The organism is Paenibacillus sp. DP01 (assembly GCF_044784315.1).
GTDB lineage: Bacteria > Bacillota > Bacilli > Paenibacillales > Paenibacillaceae > Paenibacillus > Paenibacillus polymyxa.
Window position 1 is genome coordinate 1,897,120 of the sequence record NZ_CP173059.1, and the last position, 23,651, is coordinate 1,920,770.

Annotated in this window: 21 protein-coding genes; 12 read left to right on the plus strand and 9 right to left on the minus strand. The window is 46.2% G+C overall.

The window, feature by feature from the left end:
• Positions 1-32 precede the first annotated feature (32 nt).
• Positions 33-872 carry a manganese catalase family protein gene (locus ACH59B_RS08465; protein WP_016819592.1) on the minus strand — a complete coding sequence of 280 codons (840 nt, stop codon included), beginning with the start codon at positions 870-872 and terminating at the stop codon, positions 33-35.
• A gap of 228 nt (positions 873-1,100) precedes the next feature.
• Between ACH59B_RS08465 and ACH59B_RS08470 the strand changes: the two genes are divergently transcribed.
• Positions 1,101-1,955 (plus strand): manganese catalase family protein, encoded by an 855-nt coding sequence (locus tag ACH59B_RS08470; protein ID WP_016819593.1) that lies wholly within the window; start codon positions 1,101-1,103, stop codon positions 1,953-1,955.
• A 171-nt stretch (positions 1,956-2,126) separates the two neighbouring features.
• On the opposite strand, the gene ACH59B_RS08475 is transcribed toward ACH59B_RS08470, so the two are convergent.
• Positions 2,127-3,191, minus strand: a complete 1,065-nt coding sequence (locus tag ACH59B_RS08475; RefSeq protein ID WP_017425925.1) for an HD-GYP domain-containing protein — start codon at positions 3,189-3,191, stop codon at positions 2,127-2,129.
• Between the two features lie 270 nt (positions 3,192-3,461).
• Between ACH59B_RS08475 and ACH59B_RS08480 the strand changes: the two genes are divergently transcribed.
• The 7 genes from ACH59B_RS08480 (at position 3,462) to ACH59B_RS08510 (ending at position 10,335) form a co-directional block, all read left to right on the plus strand.
• Complete coding sequence (locus tag ACH59B_RS08480) at positions 3,462-4,916, plus strand: bifunctional UDP-sugar hydrolase/5'-nucleotidase (RefSeq protein ID WP_017425924.1); 1,455 nt, start codon at positions 3,462-3,464, stop codon at positions 4,914-4,916.
• Positions 4,870-6,030: an HD-GYP domain-containing protein gene (locus ACH59B_RS08485; protein ID WP_017425923.1), complete on the plus strand. Its 1,161-nt coding sequence runs from the start codon at positions 4,870-4,872 to the stop codon at positions 6,028-6,030. Before ACH59B_RS08480 ends, ACH59B_RS08485 begins: the two co-directional genes overlap by 47 nt.
• A gap of 97 nt (positions 6,031-6,127) precedes the next feature.
• On the plus strand, positions 6,128-7,258 hold the full coding sequence (yfkAB, locus tag ACH59B_RS08490; protein WP_013370310.1) for a radical SAM/CxCxxxxC motif protein YfkAB: 1,131 nt from the start codon (positions 6,128-6,130) through the stop codon (positions 7,256-7,258).
• 106 nt (positions 7,259-7,364) lie between these two features.
• A complete protein-coding gene (locus ACH59B_RS08495) occupies positions 7,365-8,723 on the plus strand; it encodes a hemolysin family protein (RefSeq protein ID WP_016819598.1) in 1,359 nt (452 codons plus the stop codon).
• Positions 8,724-9,016: 293 nt separating this feature from the next.
• The gene (locus ACH59B_RS08500; RefSeq protein ID WP_016819599.1) at positions 9,017-9,241 is read left to right on the plus strand and encodes a spore coat associated protein CotJA; all 225 of its coding nucleotides are present in this window, start codon (positions 9,017-9,019) and stop codon (positions 9,239-9,241) included.
• A gap of 1 nt (position 9,242) precedes the next feature.
• Positions 9,243-9,725, plus strand: a complete 483-nt coding sequence (locus ACH59B_RS08505; RefSeq protein ID WP_016819600.1) for a spore coat protein CotJB — start codon at positions 9,243-9,245, stop codon at positions 9,723-9,725.
• Between the two features lie 40 nt (positions 9,726-9,765).
• Positions 9,766-10,335: a manganese catalase family protein gene (locus ACH59B_RS08510; protein ID WP_016819601.1), complete on the plus strand. Its 570-nt coding sequence runs from the start codon at positions 9,766-9,768 to the stop codon at positions 10,333-10,335.
• Between the two features lie 162 nt (positions 10,336-10,497).
• On the opposite strand, the gene ACH59B_RS08515 is transcribed toward ACH59B_RS08510, so the two are convergent.
• Positions 10,498-11,571, minus strand: coding sequence for a glycosyltransferase family 2 protein (locus ACH59B_RS08515; RefSeq protein ID WP_016819602.1), 1,074 nt, complete (start codon positions 11,569-11,571; stop codon positions 10,498-10,500).
• 394 nt (positions 11,572-11,965) lie between these two features.
• Between ACH59B_RS08515 and ACH59B_RS08520 the strand changes: the two genes are divergently transcribed.
• The 3 genes from ACH59B_RS08520 to ACH59B_RS08530 all read left to right on the plus strand — a co-directional run bounded on the left by ACH59B_RS08520 (position 11,966) and on the right by ACH59B_RS08530 (position 16,281).
• The gene (locus ACH59B_RS08520; protein ID WP_017425921.1) at positions 11,966-14,809 is read left to right on the plus strand and encodes a bifunctional glycosyltransferase/class I SAM-dependent methyltransferase; all 2,844 of its coding nucleotides are present in this window, start codon (positions 11,966-11,968) and stop codon (positions 14,807-14,809) included.
• A 24-nt stretch (positions 14,810-14,833) separates the two neighbouring features.
• Entirely contained in the window at positions 14,834-15,496 is a 663-nt protein-coding gene (locus ACH59B_RS08525) for a class I SAM-dependent methyltransferase (protein WP_017425920.1), read from the plus strand.
• An 83-nt stretch (positions 15,497-15,579) separates the two neighbouring features.
• Positions 15,580-16,281 carry an HAD family hydrolase gene (locus ACH59B_RS08530; protein WP_016819605.1) on the plus strand — a complete coding sequence of 234 codons (702 nt, stop codon included), beginning with the start codon at positions 15,580-15,582 and terminating at the stop codon, positions 16,279-16,281.
• A 102-nt stretch (positions 16,282-16,383) separates the two neighbouring features.
• Here the strand turns inward: ACH59B_RS08530 and ACH59B_RS08535 are convergent, their stop codons facing one another.
• Genes ACH59B_RS08535 through ACH59B_RS08560 form a run of 6 tightly spaced genes read right to left on the minus strand, consistent with a single transcriptional unit; the run spans position 16,384 to position 23,141 of the window.
• Positions 16,384-17,562 (minus strand): YheC/YheD family protein, encoded by a 1,179-nt coding sequence (locus ACH59B_RS08535; protein ID WP_017425919.1) that lies wholly within the window; start codon positions 17,560-17,562, stop codon positions 16,384-16,386.
• Positions 17,544-18,059: a GNAT family N-acetyltransferase gene (locus ACH59B_RS08540; protein WP_016819607.1), complete on the minus strand. Its 516-nt coding sequence runs from the start codon at positions 18,057-18,059 to the stop codon at positions 17,544-17,546. Before ACH59B_RS08540 ends, ACH59B_RS08535 begins: the two co-directional genes overlap by 19 nt.
• A gap of 18 nt (positions 18,060-18,077) precedes the next feature.
• Entirely contained in the window at positions 18,078-19,184 is a 1,107-nt protein-coding gene (locus ACH59B_RS08545) for a YheC/YheD family protein (RefSeq protein WP_017425918.1), read from the minus strand.
• Positions 19,181-20,551 carry a YheC/YheD family protein gene (locus ACH59B_RS08550; RefSeq protein ID WP_016819609.1) on the minus strand — a complete coding sequence of 457 codons (1,371 nt, stop codon included), beginning with the start codon at positions 20,549-20,551 and terminating at the stop codon, positions 19,181-19,183. Before ACH59B_RS08550 ends, ACH59B_RS08545 begins: the two co-directional genes overlap by 4 nt.
• A 12-nt stretch (positions 20,552-20,563) precedes the next feature.
• Entirely contained in the window at positions 20,564-21,718 is a 1,155-nt protein-coding gene (locus tag ACH59B_RS08555) for a YheC/YheD family protein (protein WP_017425917.1), read from the minus strand.
• A 43-nt stretch (positions 21,719-21,761) separates the two neighbouring features.
• On the minus strand, positions 21,762-23,141 hold the full coding sequence (locus tag ACH59B_RS08560; RefSeq protein WP_016819611.1) for a YheC/YheD family protein: 1,380 nt from the start codon (positions 23,139-23,141) through the stop codon (positions 21,762-21,764).
• A gap of 162 nt (positions 23,142-23,303) precedes the next feature.
• Between ACH59B_RS08560 and ACH59B_RS08565 the strand changes: the two genes are divergently transcribed.
• Positions 23,304-23,648: a YlbF family regulator gene (locus tag ACH59B_RS08565; RefSeq protein ID WP_016819612.1), complete on the plus strand. Its 345-nt coding sequence runs from the start codon at positions 23,304-23,306 to the stop codon at positions 23,646-23,648.
• Positions 23,649-23,651: the final 3 nt, after the last annotated feature.

Consider the following 23,651-nt stretch of genomic DNA (forward strand, 5'->3'; position numbering starts at 1 on the left):
CCCAAAAGTTGGGACAGCTCGCTTCTACATATTTATTTATCTGAAGTTTTATGGTCTAAGTCATGATGCAACTCGGTTGCTGGTATTTTGGCATTATAGATCTGTCCTTTGGCAATGGGGTTAGAGATGTATACATAGCTCCCGGTTCCATCCGGCGCACTTCCTGTTGCCCACAGACCTTCACTAGATTCTTCGCCTTCTGACAAGTTCCAAAACTCATATGCTTCAGGCTGAGATTCTTGCTCTGCTTCAGGAGGGAAGGAAGCCGGTACCACAACACCATTTTTTTCTTCTAATTCTTGAATTGCCGCCATCCATTGATATTGATGATAGCGGTCGCGTGCTAGCATTTTCCGTAATGTAGCCCTAACGCTTTCGTCTTGCGTCATATGATATAGTCTGGCTACCTGCAATCGACCTTGGCTCTCTGCATGCAGGTTGGACCGCATATCTGCCAAAAGATTGCCACTAGCCACAATGTAAGAACCATTCCATGGAACTCCATTGGAATTAGTAGGCAATCCACCAAGACCGCTGACCAGCAGGTGCTGCGGGTTAATTCCTCCCATAATGGCAGCTGTAACAGGGTCTTTGGCAGCTTGCTCCTGATCTTCTGGTTTAGCCCCATCAAGTAATTGACTAATTAAAGCACACAGCATCTCCACATGTCCTATTTCTTCTGTTCCAATATCCATTAACATATCTTTATATTTTTCATCACCGCGACAGTTAAACCCTTGAAACAAATATTGCATCATCACGGTCATTTCTCCAAATTGGCCTCCCAAAACTTCTTGTACCTGTCGGGCAAATAGAGGGTCAGGTCGCTCTACTTTCACTTCGAACTGCAACTCTTTTTGATGTCTAAACATAATTAGTCCTCCTATAGGTTAAAAGCAGTTTAGTGAATCCAAGCTATATTAACCTATTCAATGCGCAACAAAACGAAGGATCTGCCTAACCATAAAATCCCCTAATTCTACTAGAATGATAGGAGCCTTCATGAAAATAACTTTTCTGGTTCTTTGACTTGTATAAAAATGATAAAAAAGGGTAGCATATGTTTCACTTCAAAATAAAACTCTCAGGGGGTTTTGGTATTGTATTTTTATAAAGAAGATTTAATTAACTTAATAGTACCTGATAAACCCGACCCAGCTGCTGCAAAAGTGATTCAGGAGGTATTGGGTGGTCGATTTGGAGAAATGCGTACCATGATGCAGTTTTTCTTTCAAAGTAATAATTTTCGTGGTAATGCTGTTCAATATAGGGATTTGATTCGAGGAGTTTTCCTAGAGGAGCTTAGTCATGTTGAACTGGTCCAACATACCATAAATCAACTTCTGACTGGCTCAGGTGAAGACCAAGCCGGCGATGCTGGAGTTGATCATGCTCCTTTGGATGAAGCGATAAAACATGCCAATCCTCATCATTTTATTATGGGAGCTCAAAGTTCCTTACCCGTTGATGCAAGTGGTAATCCTTGGTTAGGTAGTTATGTCTATTCCCACGGTAATCTGATTAGTGATTTGCTTGATAATCTCGTACTCGAATCTACAGGGGTTCTGCAAAAATCTCGAATTTACGAAATGAGCTCGAACAAAACATTCCGGGAAACATTGGCTTTTTTGATTGTACGGGATAATGCTCATCAAAATGCATTTGCCAAAGCATTAGAGACACTTGGAGTGGATTGGGGAAAATTGTTCCCGGTTCCAAACTACGATATTAACAAGTATCCAGAATGCCGGAAGTATGTTGAAATGGGCTTTCACAATGCACAGTTTAATTTTCGATTGGATTCTACCCGTATTGGAGAAATATTCAATGGGCAAACTCCAAGCAGAAACGGTGGGGATTTGAATGTCATTGACCCTCCAGAAGGCTTTCCTCTTCCGTATATGCCTGAATTGCCTAATGAACATAGCCCAGGTCTACAAGATCTTAATTCCTAGGATTAAATATATAAATACAGATAGTAACTAGGCTTATGTCCGTAACACAAAAAGAGGCTGTCCTTTGTAGGGAAAACCTACGGATTAAGGACAGTCTCTTTTCATTCGTGTAACCTATGCTTCGAACAATCATTCCATACAAACAAAGTAACGCCGGGTGGCAGTGGCAGATCAGGATTCCAGATAAATCTCATCAATGGATACATGGCGTTCCCTGGATAAATCTATATATTCATCGTCGTTAATTCTTACTAACGGTCTGAAGTAATCCACAGGATTGTTCAGAATAATGGTTCCTGTCTGGCCTGTAGTCAATAGAACTTGCTTATTAATAAAATTCGGTAGCATATGTCTGATAAACACTTGGGTAGTTTCTGGATTTAGATGTCCAAAACTCATACTGTGCAGCTCGCGTAATACAGTGAGCAACTCCTGCTTCGTCTGATACACACGATTGGAAATCATCGCGCTGTATACGTCGGCAACAGCTGTTATGCTGGCAAAAGGATGAATTTCTTCCTTGAACAGTCCGTGGGGGTATCCACTTCCGTCTTCGCGTTCGTGATGCTGCAAGGCGACAATTGCTGAAATATCATCGCTGGTTGAATTGCGAATAATATCATAGCCATACAGAGAATGTTTCTTCATCTCATGAAATTCTTCAGGTGTTAGTTTATCCGGTTTATTTAAAATTTCATCTGGTATCATAGACTTGCCTATATCGTGTAAATATCCAGCTTTTCCCGCGGCATATGCCTCTTCCTCTGTATATCCAAGCCAAGTGGCAATGTAATATGACAGTATACCTACTTGGAGAGAATGGTTATAGGTATAGTGATCTCCCCGTTCCATAATTAACAGTAGAGATACGACATCTTTTTGACGAGCCAGCTCTGAAACAAGAGGGGCGAACAGCTCATCAACTCGATGTTCATCAAATTTTCCAGTTGAGGAAGCTTCGAGGAACATGCTTTCAAAGCCACTGATCGTTTGCTCCATGAGGGGAACGGCGCGTTTGAGGGACTCGGGGGAAGCAGGAACATCGGGGGCAAAGCCAACCGGAATGCTCGTAGAACCAGCATCAATGTCAATATAATCGACACCATGCATAATGAGCTTGGAAATATCGTCATGCTGAAGCTCGGTGCCCTGAATCAAGACAGGTACACCGTGCCCATTGTATGTATCGGATTTGAGGCGATCTCCCGGCTTGGCATCGGTAACGTGAACTCTCATGTGCTAACCTCCTTGTCGTAAATTTGTCGAAAATACGAAACAAACTTAATATATCAAGAATTATATGGGATGACAACGACTAATTTACTATTATTCCAAGCTGTAAAATAGGTCCCAAGGACCCGTCTCCTCTGAGTTACATATAGAAGGCAATGTCAATGATTTTCACTATCTATGTCCACCTCATATGTACCATATTGCTAAATAACATGGTATGCTTAAACATTAGAAGCTCCAAAGTCGATATATAAAATATAGAGGAGGGCGGTTATGGAGATGACGACTCGGCAAACGTTGACCATTTTGCATACCAATGATATCCATAGTCATTTTGGCAGTATGCCTTCGATAGCCGCGATGATTAATGAACGAAAAGCTGCATCAGGGGATGCGCTTCTTGTGCTGGACATAGGAGACCACATGGATCGGATGGCCCCCGAAACGGAAGGAACGCTCGGTGGGGCAAATGTGGATGTGATTAATCTGACAGGATACGATGCAATTACGATCGGTAATAATGAGGGACTGACTTTTACCTCGGATATGATTGAACAGGCATATGCGGGCATTCATTGTCCAGTTGTATGTGGCAATCTGACAGAGCGTGCTACGGGGAGGATTCCTTTGTGGATGAAGGAATCTGTTATTCTAAACAAAGCAGGAATCAAGATCGGTTTACTAGGTGTGACGGCTCCTTTTACAGAGTTTTATCAATTGTTGGGCTGGGATGTGCTCGATCCGTTTGAGGTGCTGGGGAAGCAGATCGCGTCACTCAGAAAGCAGGTGGATGTGGTGGTCGTGATGTCTCACCTGGGTTTACCCTCTGATGAGAAATTAGCGTCCCAGTTTCCTGAGATTGACGTTATCCTTGGTGGTCACACCCACCATGTGCTGGAGGAACCGCTTCGGATCGGGAACACCGTTTTATGTGGGGCTGGGAAGTTCGGAACGTTGCTCGGTGAAGTGACGCTAACCCGTAACCATAGTCTTGAACCGTTTCGAGTTACCTCAGGCGGCGTAGTTCCTGTGGATCAGACGCTGCTAGACGAAAAAGTGGCATCGGCCATTGTGTTGCATCGCAGACAAGCAGAACGCGCCATGGAGAGCACGGTAGCAGTAACAGATCGGGAATTGGAGATCGCCTATAATGAGGAGTCCCCTTTCGGGAATTTGCTGGCACAATCGGTGTCCCATTTTACAGGAACCGAAATTGCCCTCGTCAATGCAGGTCAACTGCTTGGTCCATTGCCTCAAGGAGATATTAGCAAAGGAATACTGCATTCCTTATGCCCATCGCCGATTAATCCCTGTGTTATGAAGTTGCGGGGAAGAGACATTCGGTTGGCCCTGGAGCAATCTTTGCTGCCTGAATTTACAGACAAGCCCATGTCGGGCTTTGGCTTCAGAGGCAAAGTGCTGGGCACGATGTGTGTGGAAGGGTTGACCATTCAGTATGATCCGGACCGTGCTCCTTATGAAAAAGTGACGGACATTCGTGTAGCGGGTCAACCTTTGGAAGAAGATGAGGAATACACAGTGGGCACGTTGGATATGTTCACTTTCAAAGCAGGCTATAAGGTGCTTGCGAACGGAACAGATCTCCGATTTATGCTTCCAGAATTTTTACGGGATTTGATTGAAATGGAGTTGAAGCGTCCGGGCGCGATGGAAGAATGTTTTGCAGCTAGGTGGCTTCAGGTATCAAAACAATCGGGAGAGGATTAAGCTGCGACTGGTACCTGTTACATTATTGAGAGCCGGCATGAAGCTGGGCAAAAAAATATACAATGAAAATGGAATGGTGCTGCTCTCGGAAGGTGTTGAGCTTACTTCGCGATTGATTGAACGTCTAGGCCAAGTCGGAATTGGATATGTATACATTGAGGATGCTGTGACAGAAGATATCGTCATACCCGAGATGATCCATGAACAGACAAGGGCGGCGGCGCTACAGGAAATCAAAAAGCAGTTTCAGGGTTTGTCATCCTACTCCGTAGATCATAAGCACAAATATTTTGGCAAGTCATTTTATAAGGTCATGGAATCGATTCTGGACGATATTGGAGGCCGCCAGGATGCCATCATTATGTTGATGGATATCGGGGCCGCGGATCAGGATTTGTATCATCATTCTTTGAATGTATGCTTGTATTCACTAGTCCTGGGGATATCCAATGGCTACGATAATAATCAGCTCATGGAGCTAGGGATAGGTTCATTACTGCACGATATCGGTAAAATGAAGATTTCACCTCAAGTGCTCTATAAGCCGGGTAAATTGACGGACGAGGAATATGAGCATATGAAAACACATACAGTGATCGGCTATAAGCTACTTAAAGACGAACCCGGGATTCCCTTGTTGTCAGCTCATTGTGCATTACAGCATCATGAGCGTATTGACGGTAGTGGATACCCACACGGTTGGAAGAAGGACCAAATCCACGAATATGCGAAATGGATCGGTCTGGCGGACTCGTATGACGCGATGACGGCAAGTCGAATCTACAAGCAGGCTTTGTTGCCTTATGAAGCAATGGAGGTGCTATACGCCGGGGCAGGAACGCTGTATGAGCAGCGGATGCTGGAAGCCTTTCGTGACTGTGTAGCTATTTACCCTCTGGGGCTTTCTGTAATGCTCAACACAGGGGAAGAGGGAGTCGTAGTGCGTATACATTCCAAAATCCCGCAAAGGCCTGTCATTCGTATTGTAAGAGACCGGGATGGGCAGGAACTGAAGGCGCCTTATGATGTGGATTTATCCGTATCCCTTTCGGTTATGATTACAAATACATTAGGCGCTGCTACCGGCCCTTTCGGAGGAGTACGCGTAGATTAGCAGAGGATGTGGAAGAAAGCATGCAGGCACTTTACACATCATGATATGATAATTATACGTCTTTTGAGGTTAATAACAGAAATAAGGTGAAAACATAATGACAGTTCTACAAAATAACACACTACCCCAAATATCGCCAACGTATGATCCGTGGGACCCGATTGTCTCACTGCGTACACATGGTCGTCATTTGCTTACAAGTGTGGAAATGACCGTAACACATTTATGTAATATGCGCTGTGAGCATTGCGCTGTCGGCGATATGCTGGTTATGAAGGAGGCCCCTTTCCTTCCTTTAGATTTGATGCTGAAGCGGCTGGATGAAGTTGAGCATCTGGAGACAATAAGTATTACAGGCGGAGAACCTGCATTGCTTGATAAAACAGTGGACGATGTGATCGTTCCGCTGTTGAAGTATGCTAAAGAGCGCGGTATTCGTTCGCAAATTAACTCCAACCTGACATTGGATATCAGAAGATATGAGAAGATGCTTCCGTATCTGGATGTCATGCATATATCGTTTAATTATTTAAATGCAGACGATTTTTATGAAGTGGGATTTGCAAATACCGGACGTCCGACTCCACGCGCGGGTGCTGTGCGCCTGTATGAAAAAATGATAGAGAATGCACGCAGATTGAGCGAAATGGGGATGTTCATTTCAGCTGAGTCCATGATTAATTATCGGACACATACGAAGCTAGAAGGCATTCATCAGTTGATCAACGAAATGGGATGCCGCCGACATGAGGTTCATCCGATGTACGCATCGAATTTTGCTTCTGCCTTGCCTGTACTGTCCCTTGACGATATGCGGAACTCTATTGATAAGCTGCTGGATGTGCGAAATCAGGACATGTGGATGTTATTTGGGACACTACCGTTCTTTGCTTGTTCTGAGCGGGAGGAAGACCGTAAATTGCTTCGTCGCTTGCGTCAAGAACCGAATATTACGGTGCGTAATGATCCAGACGGAAGAAACCGTGTAAATGTGAATATGTTCACGGGTAGCGTATATGTGACGGATTTTGCAGACATTCCAGCTTTCGGAAACATTCAGGAAAACAGTCTGGACAATATTTTCGGTGAATGGCTGAATGAGCATCCGCTGAATCAGACCGTGAACTGTCATTGCGATGCGGCTGCGTGTTGCGGACCGAATCTACTCGTAGCAGATATGTATTACAAGGGTGTAGACTTTAAATCAAGAAAAGCTTTGCAATTATAAGCATTTTTACATGATTACAATTACAGTTTTCAATCATAAATACTGAATTGAATAACTTACAAGTCGAATGGTGCAAAATGCTAACTAAAGAAATGGGGAGTTCGTATTGGATGGTCATACCGAGTTTCATTGGGGATTGCTAGGGGTGAATCTCTTCTTGGTACTGCTGCTTGTCTTTCTAAACGGTGTTTTTGTGGCCGCAGAGTTTTCGCTGGTCAAAATGCGCCAATCCCGATTGACGCAGCTCCAAAGTGAGGGTCATCGCCTGGCAGGCTATGCGCTGAAGGTGAACCAAAAGTTGGATGCTTATCTGTCTGCCACCCAATTGGGCATTACGCTGGCCTCATTGGGGCTAGGCTGGATTGGTGAGCCAGCAATATCCGGCTACCTGATAGAGCCACTCATGCACAAACTCGGTGTAACTGACGGTACACTGATTACAACGGTATCCGTTGTCGTCGGATTTTGCGTCATTACTTTTTTGCATATTGTATTGGGCGAACTGGCTCCCAAGTCTTTGGCGATTCAAAAGACTGAAGGTGTGGCGTTGTTTTTATCGGCGCCCTTGCTGCTTTTTTATAAGGTTTTTCTACCTGTAATCTGGGTGTTAAATGCTGCCGCAAACATGTTGTTACGGGCATTCGGCATTCAGCCGGCGAGTGAAGCCGAAGCGGCACATTCTGAGGAAGAGATCCGTATATTGATGAATCAGAGCGCCAAGAGTGGTGTAATCGATAAGGATGAAATCAAGCTGATGGATAATATCTTTGATTTTTCCGACTTGCTTGCTCGTGAAATCATGTTGCCGCGTACTGATATGGATTGCTTGTACACGAATTTGTCGTTTAAGGAAAATTTGAAGATTATCAGTGAGACCAAGCATTCCCGTTACCCGGTAGCAGTCGAGGATAAAGATCAGATTATCGGTTTTGTCCATATTACAGATCTTCTGTTAGCCGAGCAGGGTGAGCAACTGGATCTGGCCTCGGTGGTGCGTCCTATTCTGAACGTGCCTGAGTCCATGGAAGTAAGTCATGTGCTACGCCTTATGCAGAAAAAGCATTCCCAAATGACTCTCGTGGTGGATGAATACGGTGGAACCGCCGGTCTGCTGACAGCGGAGGAAATTCTGGAGGAAATCGTCGGGGATCTCTATGATGAGTTTGAGGATGAACGTCCAAGCGTGGAAATGAAGGAAGACTTTATCTCTGTGGACGGTCGTATGCTCATTGAGGATGTGAATGATTTAACTGGAGTGAACATTGAAGACGACGAAGTGGATTCCATCGGAGGCTGGCTGTTCAAGGAATTGGAAGGCAGTCCGGTGAAAGGGAAGAAAATAGAGTTTTATAATCTGACCTTTGAAGTGGAGGAAGCAACAAGGCTTCGCATTATGAGAGTGAAAATTCACCGTAAAACTGAGCCTGTCATTGAAGATGAGCTTTCTAACGATGAGGAATCCTAATCCACAGAGATAGCCATGATTAGTTCAGATATGTAGTTATATAGAGTGCTGAAAGAAAGAGCCTTTAAATCCACGTTATCGTGGTTTTAAAGGCTCTTTTTGAGTTAGTTACTACTGCAATTCAATCGAAATATAGATAGCGGGGAGGATGCCATAATCAGCTTGAGCAGCAGTTCGATAGTTTATTTCTTTGAACAAAAATTTGTATCCGTTATTTTTTTGTTCGAGACTTGGGCGATGCGGCATATGTTGAATAGTAAAGCAGATGGATCAATTAAAGGAGGTCCCGGCCCGTGAAATTTCCACAGCAAGGTCAGTATGCCCCGTTTGTCGGCCCGTTCGATCCGTGTCCGCCCGTTCTGTGCAAGACTTATGTGCTCCCGCCAAACTTGTTTATACAATTTCAGCCCCCTGGTCTGCCACAATTCAGTCCAGAGGAAGCACTGACGAAAGGAACGCTATGGCCATTGCTTTACAGTCCTTATGAGCCTAGGAGAAACCAGGGGGGAGGCGAATAAAATGGAGAATCCAAATCAGGGTCAGTCCCCAAATCAATTCCAACAGCCAAATCAGCCTGAGGGTGGACATCAACAGCCGAATCAGTCTCAAAGCCCTTATTCAAATTCATATCAATACCAGAACCAATATCAATATCAGAACCAGTATCAAAATCAAGCCCAGGACTATAGTCAACCCAGAGAACCGATCCAAGGTTATACGCCCCAAGCCTATGCGCCTCAAACCAAGCCGGGTGATGCCCAGTTTTATGCGCTATTGGAGAAGCTCCAAGCGGTGGATTTTGTGCTGGTGGAACTGAATTTGTATCTGGATACACACCCGGATGATTTGCAGGCCATCGAACAGTTCAACAAGCTGACACAGGAAAGAACGGCGATTGCTAACGAGTATCAACTCCTATATGGACCCTTACAGAATTTTGGTCGTGCCTATTCCAAGTATCCTTGGGAGTGGAGCCAATCACCTTGGCCGTGGCAGGTATAGGTAGGGAATCGTCAACCTTTTGTATAAAGGAGGAACATAAATGTGGGTATATGAGAAAAAACTGCAATATCCCGTACGTGTCAGCAAATGTGATCCTCATATGGCTAAACTGCTGATGGAGCAGTATGGCGGAGCGGATGGCGAGCTGGCAGCGGCATTGCGCTATCTGAATCAGCGGTATACGATTCCCGATAAAGTGATCGGTGTACTCAATGACATCGGCACTGAGGAATTTGCGCACCTCGAGATGATTGCGACTATGATTTACAAGCTAACCAAGGATGCGAGTGTGGAGCAAATGGAGGCAGCCGGTCTAGGCGAATATTATGCGGCACACGACCATGCGTTATTTTACCAAAACGCTTCCGGAGTGCCTTTTACAGCGGCCTATATCCAAGCTAAAGGTGACCCGATTGCTGATCTGTATGAGGATATTGCGGCAGAGGAAAAGGCGCGAGCTACATATCAGTGGCTGATTGATTTGACAGACGATGTGGATTTGCAGGATAGTTTGAAGTTTCTGCGTGAACGTGAGGTGATTCATTCGTTGCGTTTCCGTGAGTCAGTAGAAATTTTGAAGGGAGAAAGAGACCGGAAAAAGGTGTTCTGAAGGAGTCTTGTATGACGAATAGGAAAGGCCATCTGCAAGCATCACGTGCAGGTGGCCTTTCCTATCTATAAAACTAGTAACTTGTAAACAAAGCAGATTGTAGCTAATAAAGTCGATTTACTACAAAAGAAATCGACTTTTTTAATGGCGCTCAACAGAATATTATTTTTGGTCTAGCTGTGCAAAATACTGCTCGTTATATAAAACACTTGGATGAGTAGGATGGTGCAACTGGGCTATGCGATGATGCGATTTTGCTTTTTCGATGTCACCGATTCGGTCATAACAGAGACATAATTGCAAGTGTGGAAACCAGGTATAGTACGACGAATTGGTTAAGGCCATCACATTTTGCGGGGGCTCAATCAGCGTCGCCTGACGAAACCAATAAATGGCTTGAGCATACTGCTCATCTTCAATGAACAAATTGCCGAAAGCACAGCAGAATTGGGCGCGTGGTACATCGAGGGTAAGTGTGCGGAGCAGTGCCATCCGTTGCTCCTGTTTTTGTGCTTGACGACCGTAGCAATCCGCAAGCTTAAAGCAAGCAGCAATCCGATCTTCTATCCATCCTTGATTTAGCCCTAGATAATGTTCGTACTGCTGAATGGCTTCTAGTGTGCGTCCGTTATCATATAATTCATTGGCGAAGTAGTAGTGATCTCGTTCAGAAAATACGGTGCCCTGCTCCCGATGCTTGAGATATATGTGCAAATTACGAGCAGTATAAGCTCGTGTTTTGTTATGAGTCACCGCCATATTACTATGAAAGATGCTGCCTGTTACATTCAGGAACTCGTGAACAAATCCGGTCCATCTGAATCTGCGATCACGCCGTACAATTCGGTTTCTTTTGAGCTTATACAACGGCTGTCCTTGTTCATCTACGGATAGCACATAATCCATTGTAATGCTGTCATAAGAGAGGGTGGCTTGTTTTTTCCAGTTGAGAAAGGATAGTCGATCTTTTTCTTCCAGTATGTCATCGGCATCCAGCCAAAATTGATATTCTTGCGTGGCCTGATCAAACGCATAATTACGGGCAGCGGAGAAATCATCGCACCACTCAAAGTTGTATATCCGAGCGTTGAATGATGCAGCGACCTCTTGGGTTCTATCGGTAGATCCAGTATCAACGATAATGATTTCATCCACCAGGTCATGGACTGATTTCAGACAGGTATGAAGGGCTTCTTCTTCGTTTTTGACAATCATACATAAGCTGACAGTCACCATGCTCTTTGTCCCTCCCCAAAAAACTTGGTATAATTTCCATTTTATTAGGATAGCTTGCTCATTATGTAGTAATTCGGTTTGAACATGTAAGGGGATATGATGATCATAAATTCAGTTCTGCTCTAATAAATTAGAAAATCAAAGCTGGATGTTTGGGGGAAGGGTATGGATTGAAGATGTGGGTGACGTTCCGGGTTAGGATGTGCGACAGGATGGGTTTTATCGTTGAATGGGGAGATTGTATTTTGTATTGATGTCGTTTTCATTGATATTTCCAGGTGTAAGTCCATTCATACTACGCTCACTCCCATATCGCTTGGTCGCAATTATGGTATGCGTTAGGACATGGAGGGGGAATGGTTATGAGGCTTCCGCCTGATGGAGGCGTTGACACATGCGTATACTAATCGGCAGCCCGGTGCACCAGAAGCCGGAAATTTTGTCTTTGTTCCTTCAAGCATTGGAGCGTCTGGAGGCACCTGACGTGCTACCGGATTATTTGTTTGTCGATGATAATGACAATCCGATTTCAAGCCAGTGGCTAGTTGACTTTTCCAATCGACTTCCGGGACGGGTTTTACCCTTGTTAACAGGCTCGCAGCAAGTGGAAACCCGAAGTGATGAGCACACTCATTATTGGCCGCCTGCGCTTGTCTGGAAAGTGGCTGGCTTTAAAAATCGTCTTATTGATTATGCACTTCAGCACAATTATGACGCGTTGTTTCTGGTCGATTCAGACCTGGTTCTCCATTCCCGTACCTTGTGCAGGTTGGTGGAGACGGAGAAGGATATTGTATCAGAGATTTTCTGGACACGCTGGCAACCGGAAGGACCGCTATTGCCTCAAGTGTGGGTTAGTGATGAATATAACTTGTTCCATCGTGAAGATGGCGAAGTGTTGTCGGCAGAGGAGCGAGCGCAACGTGAGTTGCATTTTATACACCAGTTGCATGTTCCAGGTTTGTATGAGGTGGGTGGTCTAGGCGCGTGTACCTTAATCCGCAGACGGGCGCTGGAAGCAGGGATTCATTTTGGTAAAATCAAAAACGTTTCTTATTGGGGAGAAGATCGACATTTTTGTATTCGAGCGGCTGCATTTGGATTTCCACTTTTTGTAGACACACACTATCCGGCAATGCATCTATATCGGGAAGCCGATCGAATGAAGGCAGAACAGCTATTATTCACCCTAAAGTACTTTACATCGAACCGCCCAGAGCATGTAACACATGCGGAACACTCCGATATTTCTCCAAGCTCTCCAGCCTTCAATCGTCCCGCATCGTCAAGAACCCCTAAATTCAACGAACCTCCAGTTATACCCGATGATCTCCGCGAAACTGCTGTCTTTGCCAAGTACACGGCAGATTCGTTTGTTGTACCCCCGGCGTTCACTGGTCCACGACAAAGTGAGCTTTATACACCGCCTGTCTCTAATCCTAAATTGACGCTGACCATGACGGTATGCAATGAGGCAGATCGCAAGCTTACAGACGTGCTGCTGAGTCACCGGGAATACATTGATGAAGCAGTCATTATTGATGATGGTAGTCATGACGATAGCGGAGCGTTGTGCCGGGAAATCTTACAAGGAATCCCTCTGCGTCTGATCCGCAATGAAACACCCTCTTTTATCAATGAAGTCGAACTTCGAAAGCAGCAGTGGAGAGAGACATTGGCTTCCTCTCCCGAATGGATATTAAGCATGGATGCTGACGAAATGTTCGAATCCCGCTTTGCCCAAGGGGTACATTCTTTGTTAGCGGGAACGAAAGCGGATACGATTTGTTTCAGGTTGTTTGATATGTGGTCTTCGACGCATTACCGTGATGATGACTATTGGCAGGCTCATCGGTATTACCGTCCTTTTTTAATTCGATATAAAGAGGGGTTCCCTTATAAATGGAAGGAGCAGTCCTTGCACTGTGGGAGATTACCCGAAAATGTACTTGACCTTCCCACAGAGATCAGCAACTACCGTATTCAGCATTGGGGATGGTATACACCTGCTATTCGCATGGCTAAATTTGAGCGGTACCAGCTGCTTGACCCAAGTGCTCGTTATGGATGGAAAGAGCAATATGAATCCATTTTGGACTCGAATCCACGACTCACGCTCTGGGTGGATCAGGACAACAAAAATACAGAAAAAGAACCTACATCAGAATATGAACCTGACCATCAGGTGAACGCCTTGGATGTCGCCAAGGTGGCTAGTGTACAGGTCATGAACAAACCCGAACTACAAATAAAAAGTGAAGCCAAGGACACCTTTTATGCTACGGAGAAGGGGAAAGGAGCAGAGCAGAGTGTAAAATGCAAACTGTGTGGCTTATCTGACACGGTAGTATTTCATGATTATCAACGCTTTACCTTGATGGGATGCGGCTCCTGTGGATTGGTTTTTCGTAAGGATGTAGATCATATTCAGTCTGAGGAAATGATAGCAGAGATTTATAATGCCAATTGGGTTGCTATGCGGGATAGTGCGGCGACGTCCACCTATGGGGATCATGCTCTTTTTGGACTTATGTTGCTCGATATGTTCAGTCCCAAAAAAGGAAAGCTGCTTGAGATTGGTTCAGGGACTGGAGAATTTATCCATGCTGCCCTTCAAGCTGGCTGGAATGCAGTGGGCATTGAGCCGTCCAGTGAATCGCGTGCCTATGCCAAGTGCAAATATGAGGTGGAATTATTACCGGGTTATTGGAACGGTGAAACAGAGCTAGATGCTCAAATTCAACAATCTCTAGAAATTAATCAAGATTATAAAGATCAGGAAGCGATTGAGACTGAAAGTTTAGAGGAAGAAGCCGACTTACCTCTGGAGCACCAATACGAAGCCATAGCATGCTGGCATGTACTGGAGCATATCGCGGACCCGATCAAATTTTTGACGGATTTGCGTGATCAGCTTCAACCTGATGGAACGTTATATATTACGGTGCCCAATAAAAACTCGTTTACCAACGAGGCTTATGGCGTTCACTCACCTTTATTTACGGAGGAAGATCATTTGTACCATTATTCGGATCATACACTGACGCTCTTGCTGGAAAAGTCCGGCTTGCGCCCGGTGGCTTTGTTCACCCGCCAGCTTCCTGCTGGTTTGGATGCCTTGCTGCAAGCACATCCTTTGTACGGTGAGCTTGCCTTTACAGAGCAAATGGGATTGTTGGCTAAGCTTCAAGGTGAGAAACGGGGTCATGAATTATGCTGTGTAGCAAGAGTAATCTAAACATCTCCAAAGGAGGCTACATTCATGAATATGGCTGACCCGTATCTGTCTCGCTTTTTTGTATATTCTGATCCCAATTCGTCCAATATGATTTACAGACTCCCTCAAAGCTGGTGGAGTCGTCCCTATGAGTATGAGTGGTGTCTCCAATTTATGTCCGGGCAAGATACAGTATTGGACGCGGCATGTGGAATCCCTCATCCATTCAAATTTGAGCTGGCCCGTCGTTGCGCTCAGGTCTATGCCTGCGATCTGGATATACGAATCGTTTCTGTAGATGCTATCTTGGCCGAGGTGCGGCGGAATATTGGAGAGGAGGCTGCTGAGCGCATTCAGGAGATTTTACCGGTTCGGCTCCACTCCGCACATGCCAATTTAACTGCTCTGCCCTATGAGGATGCCAGTTTTGACAAAATTGTATGTATATCAGTGTTGGAGCACTTAACCCCCGATGAATCTTTGGCAGCTTTGCGTGAATTTCACCGAACTTTACGGGATGACGGCATGCTTCTGTTGACATTTGATTATCCTACAGTGGATCTTTCAACGATGGAACAATGGATAGAAGAAGCGGGGTTTTCGTATTGGAGTGGTGTGGATCTTAAGCTTCCACGGGGGGCTCTACACACAGATATGTGGGGCGGTTTACATTGTTTTAGGACTGTTCTAAAAAAATATAAGAGTTAACGGTATGCGCAATGAGGTTTACACAGACCTCTCTTATTGCTTATCATGAGAGGGGTTGGAGTGTAAACTTACATAGGAAAGGAATGACTGATAACTACATGAACAATGCACCTGTGTTGAAGAAACCTGAGGCTATGGTATTTGATATGGACGGTACGCTTTTTCAGACAGAGACGCTATTGCTTCCTGCGTACCACAAGCTGTTTGATACGCTGCGCGCCGAAGGGCTTTATGAAGGAGAGACTCCTCCCGAGGAGCTTATTTTGAATAGTTTGGGTATGCTGCTGGATGAAATCTGGAGAAGAGTGATGCCAGAAGCCAGTGAAGCGGCTCACAGAAGAGCGGACGAGTTGTTGCTTCAGCTGGAGCTGGAGGGATTGAAGAATGGAAGTCATGCTCTGTATCCACATGTAAAAGAAACACTTCAGGCACTTCATGAGCAAGGTGTCCGATTATTCGTAGCCAGTAACGGGCTGGAGGATTATGTAAAGGGGATCGCTGCAGCGTATGAAATGGTTCCTATTTTTGAAGGACTGTACAGCGCTGGGGAATACAGTACGCTTTCCAAAGTGAATTTGCTAGAAATTCTGTTGAGCAAGCACGATATTTCGAATGTATGGATGGTAGGAGATCGTTCCTCAGATGTGGAAGCTGGCAAAAAGAACGGACAGACAGTGATCGGCTGTGCTTATGCTGGATTTGGTGTGAATGATGAGTTGGAAGGGTCCGATGCGATTATTACAGACTTTACGCAGTTGCTTACGCTTTATAAAAACGCAGAGTAACGGTGAAAACGCAGATAAGAGTTATAAATCGCTGTGGCGTACCATATAAATAATACATGCAAACGATGTTAAGCAGATAACAAAACAAAGGAAGGCAGCCACTTAGGCGGAGCCTTCCTTTGTTTTACTTTCTGTCTTATCTTCTGTTTGTTCTTCTGCTTTTTGTTCCGTCTGCGGCTTCGGATTAATCTGAGTGTGGTAGACCCATAGGGCATATTCCATAGGTTTGGTGATGGCACGACGATAGGTTTCTTTTTCGCCAATGCGTGAAAATACCTCGCGAGCCGGCTTCGGGTTGACCTCAAGCACGTAGATATGACCGTCCTTATTAATTGCCAAATCGAGCGCAAGCTCACATAATGCCCCATAGCTTTCTTCCAGATATGCAGCAATGTCCAGTCCGAGCTTTTCCCCTTGCTTGATGATTTTCTCTCTGTGGCCTTCATCACGAATCCATTGCGTCAGCAATTGCTTCATCGGTACTGCCTTGCCTCCGCCATGCAGGTTGGAAGTGACACTCCGATGTGCCCCGATGCGCCCGGCACATCCCGTTAGCTCCCATACTCCCTGGCTATTTTTCTGTACCAGCATACGGTAATCATGGACCCTGCCATTCGGCAACTGCACAGGAATGCCTTCCTGAACAATATAGTTATCCATGTTCCAGCTGCTCAGACGCGGCTCCAGACGATCCAGACGTACCCGTTGCTGGGGAATAATATGGCGCTTGCGATTGCGTCCCTCAATCAGATACAGGCCACTCTGCTTGTTAACAGGCTCAATGCGTAAAATGCCGCGGCCTCCTGTGCCGTTAATTGGCTTGAGGTATACTAGTGAATTCTGTTTGAGCATTCGCTTTACACTATGAAATCCATCGAACGGCTCTGTTGCAGGCAGATGGGGGCGAAAGGCAGCCTTTCTCGCAAGCTGCTGATGAATGGCCCATTTATTGCTCAGCGGTCGGTTTAAATAAACAAGGTCTGTATACTGCAATCGGAATTTCTTTAATTGACGATACCGCTCACTGCGCTGCACTCGGCAGCGGTCGAAAATCATATCCGGAAATTCCCGCCATTTTCGAGTCCATTTACCGCTATGTGGATCATAAATTTGGGCAAGGAGCAGTCTGCGATCCTTATGGACATCCGCAGGAGTGAACACATACATATCCAGCCCCAGCCTTTTGCCTTCTGCGATCATGCGTTCATATATGTCACGTTCCTCCAGTTGCTTCTTACTGTTCAAATACAAAGTCATGATGCCTAGGACAGGTTTTGGCACAGCATTCCACCTTCCTCTGCCGTCTGCTCATCTTCGGACAACTCCCCACAAAATATCAGCGTGGGCTTTCCCGTCGGTCCAGTCGTCATTTCATGCGCAATAAGTCCAGCGCCGAAACAGGTTTTGAGACTGGCCATATTGTCGGTGGCTACGCTGCACGTCAGACGGCGCAGCTGTTGGAGCTGGGCGGACAGCAGTCTAGCGCCCAGTCTGCGGCCCCGGTAAAGCGGACGAACAATCACGATGCAAGCATCTTTCCCATAATTCAGAGCGAGGGAAAATCCCGCAATCCGTAGCCCCTTCTCCGTGCGCACATATGCGCACAGGAGGGAGGAGCCAGGGGTGTTCAATTGCTCCGGCGTTAAAACAGCCAACTGCCGCAGAGCATTGCGAGTAATGCGCATGCCGCCCGAACTGCGAGCCAGAAACAGCAACTGTCGTCGTCTCAGTACCCAACTCCGGGCAGGCAAATGTTGAACATCGCTAATTTGCGGCATGATTCCACTTCCTTGAGATTATTTCATTCGTTCGGCCAAAAAGGAGCTGTATTGAAATATACGTCTAAGTGATTTTTGACGGATTTCGGGCTCGTCGAATTTCATCGGTTTGGCATTGGCTTCAAAAAACCAGAGGGTCCCGAGTGTGTCTACGCCCAAATCCATAGACATTTCACCGTGAGAAAGACCGGATGCGCGTTCAATTTGACGTGCAATCTGAATGGCCGTACTTTTAACCTTATCCAGCAAATCTGTGCTGTCCTCAGGTCCAAAGATTGAGGATAGCAGCTTGAACGGATCCTCCACACTTCCCCCACGCGGAACATGTGTTGTAATACTTCCCTTACCCGCTAGTCTGGCGCCTACTCCGGTAATGCTCCATGCGCCACGGGCATTTTTTTGCACCAGAAGCCGCAAATCGAAGGGCTTTTTCTGATAGGTTGCCAGATCGATACCCTGCTGAATGATATAAGGCGAGTTGCCTGTTTCTCGGCGAATACGTCCCCATAACCGAGACAAGGATACAGATCGGTAGGTTATGCTTTTTTTGTCATGTTGAATGGTCAATCTGTATGCCATCAGATGCTCAGGGTTGAATCTGAGAATCATAATTCCCTTTCCGGCTTTACCGTTTTCCGGTTTGAGATACAGGTATGGATATGCAGACAGCATTTTTCCTAAGGAAGACAGGTTGCTCAACCGTTTGGTAATTGGAACAAGCTGACGAGTGGATTCCGAGGTACGGAGCCATTTGAACAGTTCCCATTTGTTAAAAAAGCCCGGATTGTACAGCTCAACACCTGAGGCATGTGAAATTTCATCCAGCTTTGCGCGCACAGAAGTTTTAAGTTCATAATTACGGTTGGGGATACGATTATAAATGACCTGTGGAGATGGGAAATCTTGTTCCTCCCATATCTGTGAGTTTTTGTTGTAGATGTAGCCCTTCACTGTTTCATCTGCCAGCTTCAAGTCCCTGACAGTAACAATGTACACCTGATACCCCATGCGCGTTCCCGTTTCTAGAATATCCCTGAAGTTTCGCTGATTTCCCTTGAAAAATTGTTCATCGTCGTGCACTGTCAATACAGCAACAACTGGTTTTTGCTCCGCCCGGGTATTCATAGTTCCTCTTTTCTGCGGAATTTACTGAGGTAAAGACAGTGGTCCAAAATATGCTCCACGGATGCTTTACCCTCCGCACGCAACGATGGATGCTGAAAAATGGATCGACCTGGCTTAGAATTGGCTTCAAACATCCATACCTTTTCATCCTGATCAATGCCCAGGTCGAATCCGATTTCACCCAGTAGATGCTGGTGGTGATATTCAATGGCTTCTGCTAGCGTAACTGCTACATTCTTGGCACGTTGAAGCACTTCACCCGCTCGGTCTCCGAATACCCGACCGAGCGCTTGCTCGGGTGTCATCAGGGAACCGCCGTTTTTGATATGAGTCGTGACACTGCCACGTCCGGCTTTTTTGGCTCCAATGCCAACGACGACCCATTGGTTATTGCCGTCTTTGTGCATATGAAACCGGAAATCAATCGGGCAATTATCAATCTCGATCAGCTGAATGCCCTGCTGAATGACGTAGCCTTTTAGCGTCTGTCCCTTATTGGAGTGAAGCATCCGCAGCATGGAGTTAAAAGTGGTAAACCGCAGCAGTACATTGCTATTTTTCTTCCGATACCTCACATAGTATCCTTGCTTGGGGACATAGGACAGACGATAGATTCCTTTGCCCAGACTGCCGCTACTTGGCTTATAATAAGCAAATTGATGCCGCTCCAGCATACCTCGGATACGTTCAGAGCTGGGATTCATATAGGATTCAGGGACATAACGGTTAACCTCTGGATTATTTTCTAGCAGATGATAGATATCGGATTTATTGAAAAAGCTCCAGTTAAAGAAAGGAATTCGTTTGCGGGAAAAGCGTTCGCGTAGTTGATTAATCGCTGGGGAAAAATCTGAGCGGCGGCTCGGCAAACGATTATAAATTACGTCCGGCAGAGGTACGAGTTTACGTGTAAACTCCCCGCTGGATGACAGGAAATAGCCGTTAATCGTATCATTTTGCCAGTTGATATCCCGTGGGGTGAAGGCAAAAATATAAGATTTTTTGCTGCCTTCCTTCAAAAGTTGTTTAATAAAGCCTGTGCGTGATCCGAAAGGGCGGGTGGTGGAGTTAGTAGCATCAGACAATACTCCAATCAACGGTCCAAGCTGAACATCTCCGTCCAGATTCCGCAAATAAATAGACCCGCTTTTGGGAACACGGATTGCGTTGCGCAAGCCGGAGGTCAAGTATAGATGACGTCCCGCCTTCTGAATGGGTTTTACTGTTGCGGGAATCTGATCCTTGCCAAGTCGCAGACGAATGGACTTGGCTCCAGATAACTTAAGGCTTTTCAACAAGGCAGTGGATATATACGCCACCTTGTCGGGCTGCTGTGAGAAATGCACATTGCAATGCGTTAAACTCATCTGTTTATCCTCCTATACCGTATGTTCAAGGGAGGCGCCCGCGCCCTTTGGCCCTGTCGCTTTGGAATGGGTCATTAAATATCGAGCATATTCGAGCGGGCGGTTGACCGACCGAAAAGCGCACTCTGGCTGACGAGTCTGAAAAAAGGAGGCCCGGCCAGGGCGGGAATTAACCTCCAACAGCCAGATATTCCCGCTCCGGTCAATACCATAATCAATTCCCAACTCGCCAAGGCGGCCATAGCGTTCCTCCAACGCCCCGGCAATGGTCAAGGACAGCTCTATCATCTGTCCGATGATGAGACGTGTGCTGTCCACACCAAATTGTTCACGAAGGTAAGGCTCTGCCGGATGGGCTTCGCCCCCACCGTGCAGATTGGAAGTCAGAGTTCCTTTTCTGCCTTCCCTCACGGCAAAGCCCGTCAGGCGCCAACAGCCGTTGCCGTCCTTTTGCATGAGCGCGCGAACATCAAAGGGATGATTGCTTTGGCTTGTTAATTTCAAATAAGGCTGCACGATATAGGCGCGTTTGTGTGCAATACCGTCAATCCATGACAATCCTGCATCCAATTCAGTAAACAAGCGACGGAACGGGCGGTTTTGGGAGTTCCTGCCTTGTACGTACAGTCCCTGCCCTCCTTCCGCCAGCCGGAGATACAGCGTGCCCTTGCCATGTGTTCCGGACTGTGGTTTCATAAATAGCTCCGAATGGCGTTGCAGCCACTCCACAAGCTGGGTCGTATCCCGGTATGGGGCCGTAGGCGGTACAAAGGGCCGTACTTTATCTACCGTATGCAGAGCGCGATACACCTGCCATTTGCCTGGCAAGTTACGCGACCAGTAGATGAGCTTGCGCGACTTTTGCTCCGCTATGTCTCCCAGTGTGCGCTTGACATTCTGGCTCTCATGGATATGGAGACAGCGGTTATAAATAATATCCGGCAAGGGAAAGCGGCCAAATGTCCATACTCCAGCACGATAAACATAACCCCGTATGGAATGATCTTCAGGTGAAACTCCTTCGGCGGTAAACGCCATTACGCTAATACCAGAGCGCTTGCCCAACAAGCTTAGCCTGCGGCAGAAGTCGGCTTCGGTAATAGGGGGAGTAGCGTCCTGCTTTCGGCTAACAAGCACGCCCAGCATGCCTGGCATAACAAGAGACACCGACAACAGCTCCTTTGGCAGCCGGACTCTGGAAGAGATGGATTCATTTGAATCCGGCTGAATAACAGCAATATTCAATCATTTTTTTTACGGACGGGCGGGTTTTCTGATCGTTTAACGGCGTATTGTCATTTTTTGATGGTTTGGAATTGACCTCCAGCAACCAGATACGCCCCGTGCTGTCAATCGCCAAATCAATACCAAATTCCGCGAAATGGGCGGGAATTGCCTTTTCTACTCCGCTTGCGATATCCAGTGCTGCTGTTTTAAGAGAGGTAAGACCATTCGATTTAACAGTTGCGGGCAGCGTGGTTTTGGCCAGTGCTTCCTTGACTGTACTGAGCGTACCGCCTCTTGCCAGATTGGATACAAAGTGGCTGCCTCCGGCGATCCGAGCGACAATGGATGTTACGGTCCAGGTTCCAGACGCATTTTTTTGTACAAGCGCGCGAAAATCGACCGGACGTTTACCGTGATCAATCAAGGTAAGACCCTGTTGCAGCTGAAAGCGTGTTGATTTCATTTTTCCCGCTAAGCTTTTGTACAGTTTATCGACATTGGCGTACGTTTGCTTTCGGGGTGTGCCTGCTGTCGTGGATAGCACTGAAAAGGTACCATCGGTTTGCTTGTTAATGCGCATGATGCCTTTACCAAGGCTTCCGCGCACGGGTTTGAGAAAAACAGAGGGATACTGGGTGCACATTTTTTTGAAAACGGCAAAGGTTTGCAGCAAGTGGGACTCGGGTAAATACTTGCGTAGGGAAGAATTCGATTTGAGTGCATCAAACACTTCATTCTTATCCAAAAACTTTTCATTAAAAAAGGCTGTGCCGTACTGCGATTTTACTTCTTTCATGAAATGCTGTACGCTAGTTCTGTTCTCGAGTTTACGGGAGGTAAGCCGGTTATTGACGACATCGCCGGCAGGCATGACCGTCTTTTTCCAGCCTCCGTCATACACCCATCCCTGAACTCGCCCGGGCTGACTTCCGATATGCTCCGGGGTGAAGAAATACACATATGCTCCTTGTCTGCGGCATTCCCCGACTAGTTCACGGCAGAACAGGGTGATCGACCCGAAAGGCTTGTCGGGTTGTTCGGGATAATCCCGACTAACCAGCACGCTAATAAGTGGGCCCACTCGAAGTGTCCGGCGGCCTCGGCTGTAGGTTACTCGCAGATTACAACTGTCATGACTGGCATGAAGCCCCATTTTTCGGGCCAGTACGCTTCCCACGCGTAGACCGCTGTATCGGGGTACCGATATGACGGTAACCTCTTGGCGGAACGAACCGAAGGCGAGCTGAACGGGGTGGCCTGCGGATATTTTCCATTTGCGAAGCAGGGACTCGCCGACCATGAGTACGTCATCCTGCAAGATGCCCGATCCGATGATTTGAATCGTTGTTTTTTTGATGGACATCGTGGATCTCCTTCCGGGCAGCAACTTGATGTCTTGAAAGTAACGGGAAACGTGAATGGGCTGTAATAGCACTGATTCATCATATGAGGACATATATACCTTGGTGATTGACGGACAATGTGAAATGTTGACACAAAACTTGTAATGGAGGAATGAACAATCATGAATATCTATGACAAAGCCCATGATTTAGCAAAAGCATTGAAAGAAAGCAAAGAGGTAGAGGAAATTACGTCAGCGATGAAGCTGATTGAAACGGATCCAGAAGCCAAGAAAATGCTCGACGATTTCCGTGAACGCCAAATGGAAGTGCAACAGCGGATGATGAGCGGCGATATGCCAGCACAGGAAGAGATGGAAAAGATGGAAAAAATGTTCGAGGTACTCAGCTTGAACCTCAACATCCGTCGTCTGTTCGACGCTGAACGTCGCTTGAGCGTGATTATTGAGGACGTAAATAAGATTATTGCGGACAGTCTTCAACATTTGTACGGTTCGTCTCTGTAAGTT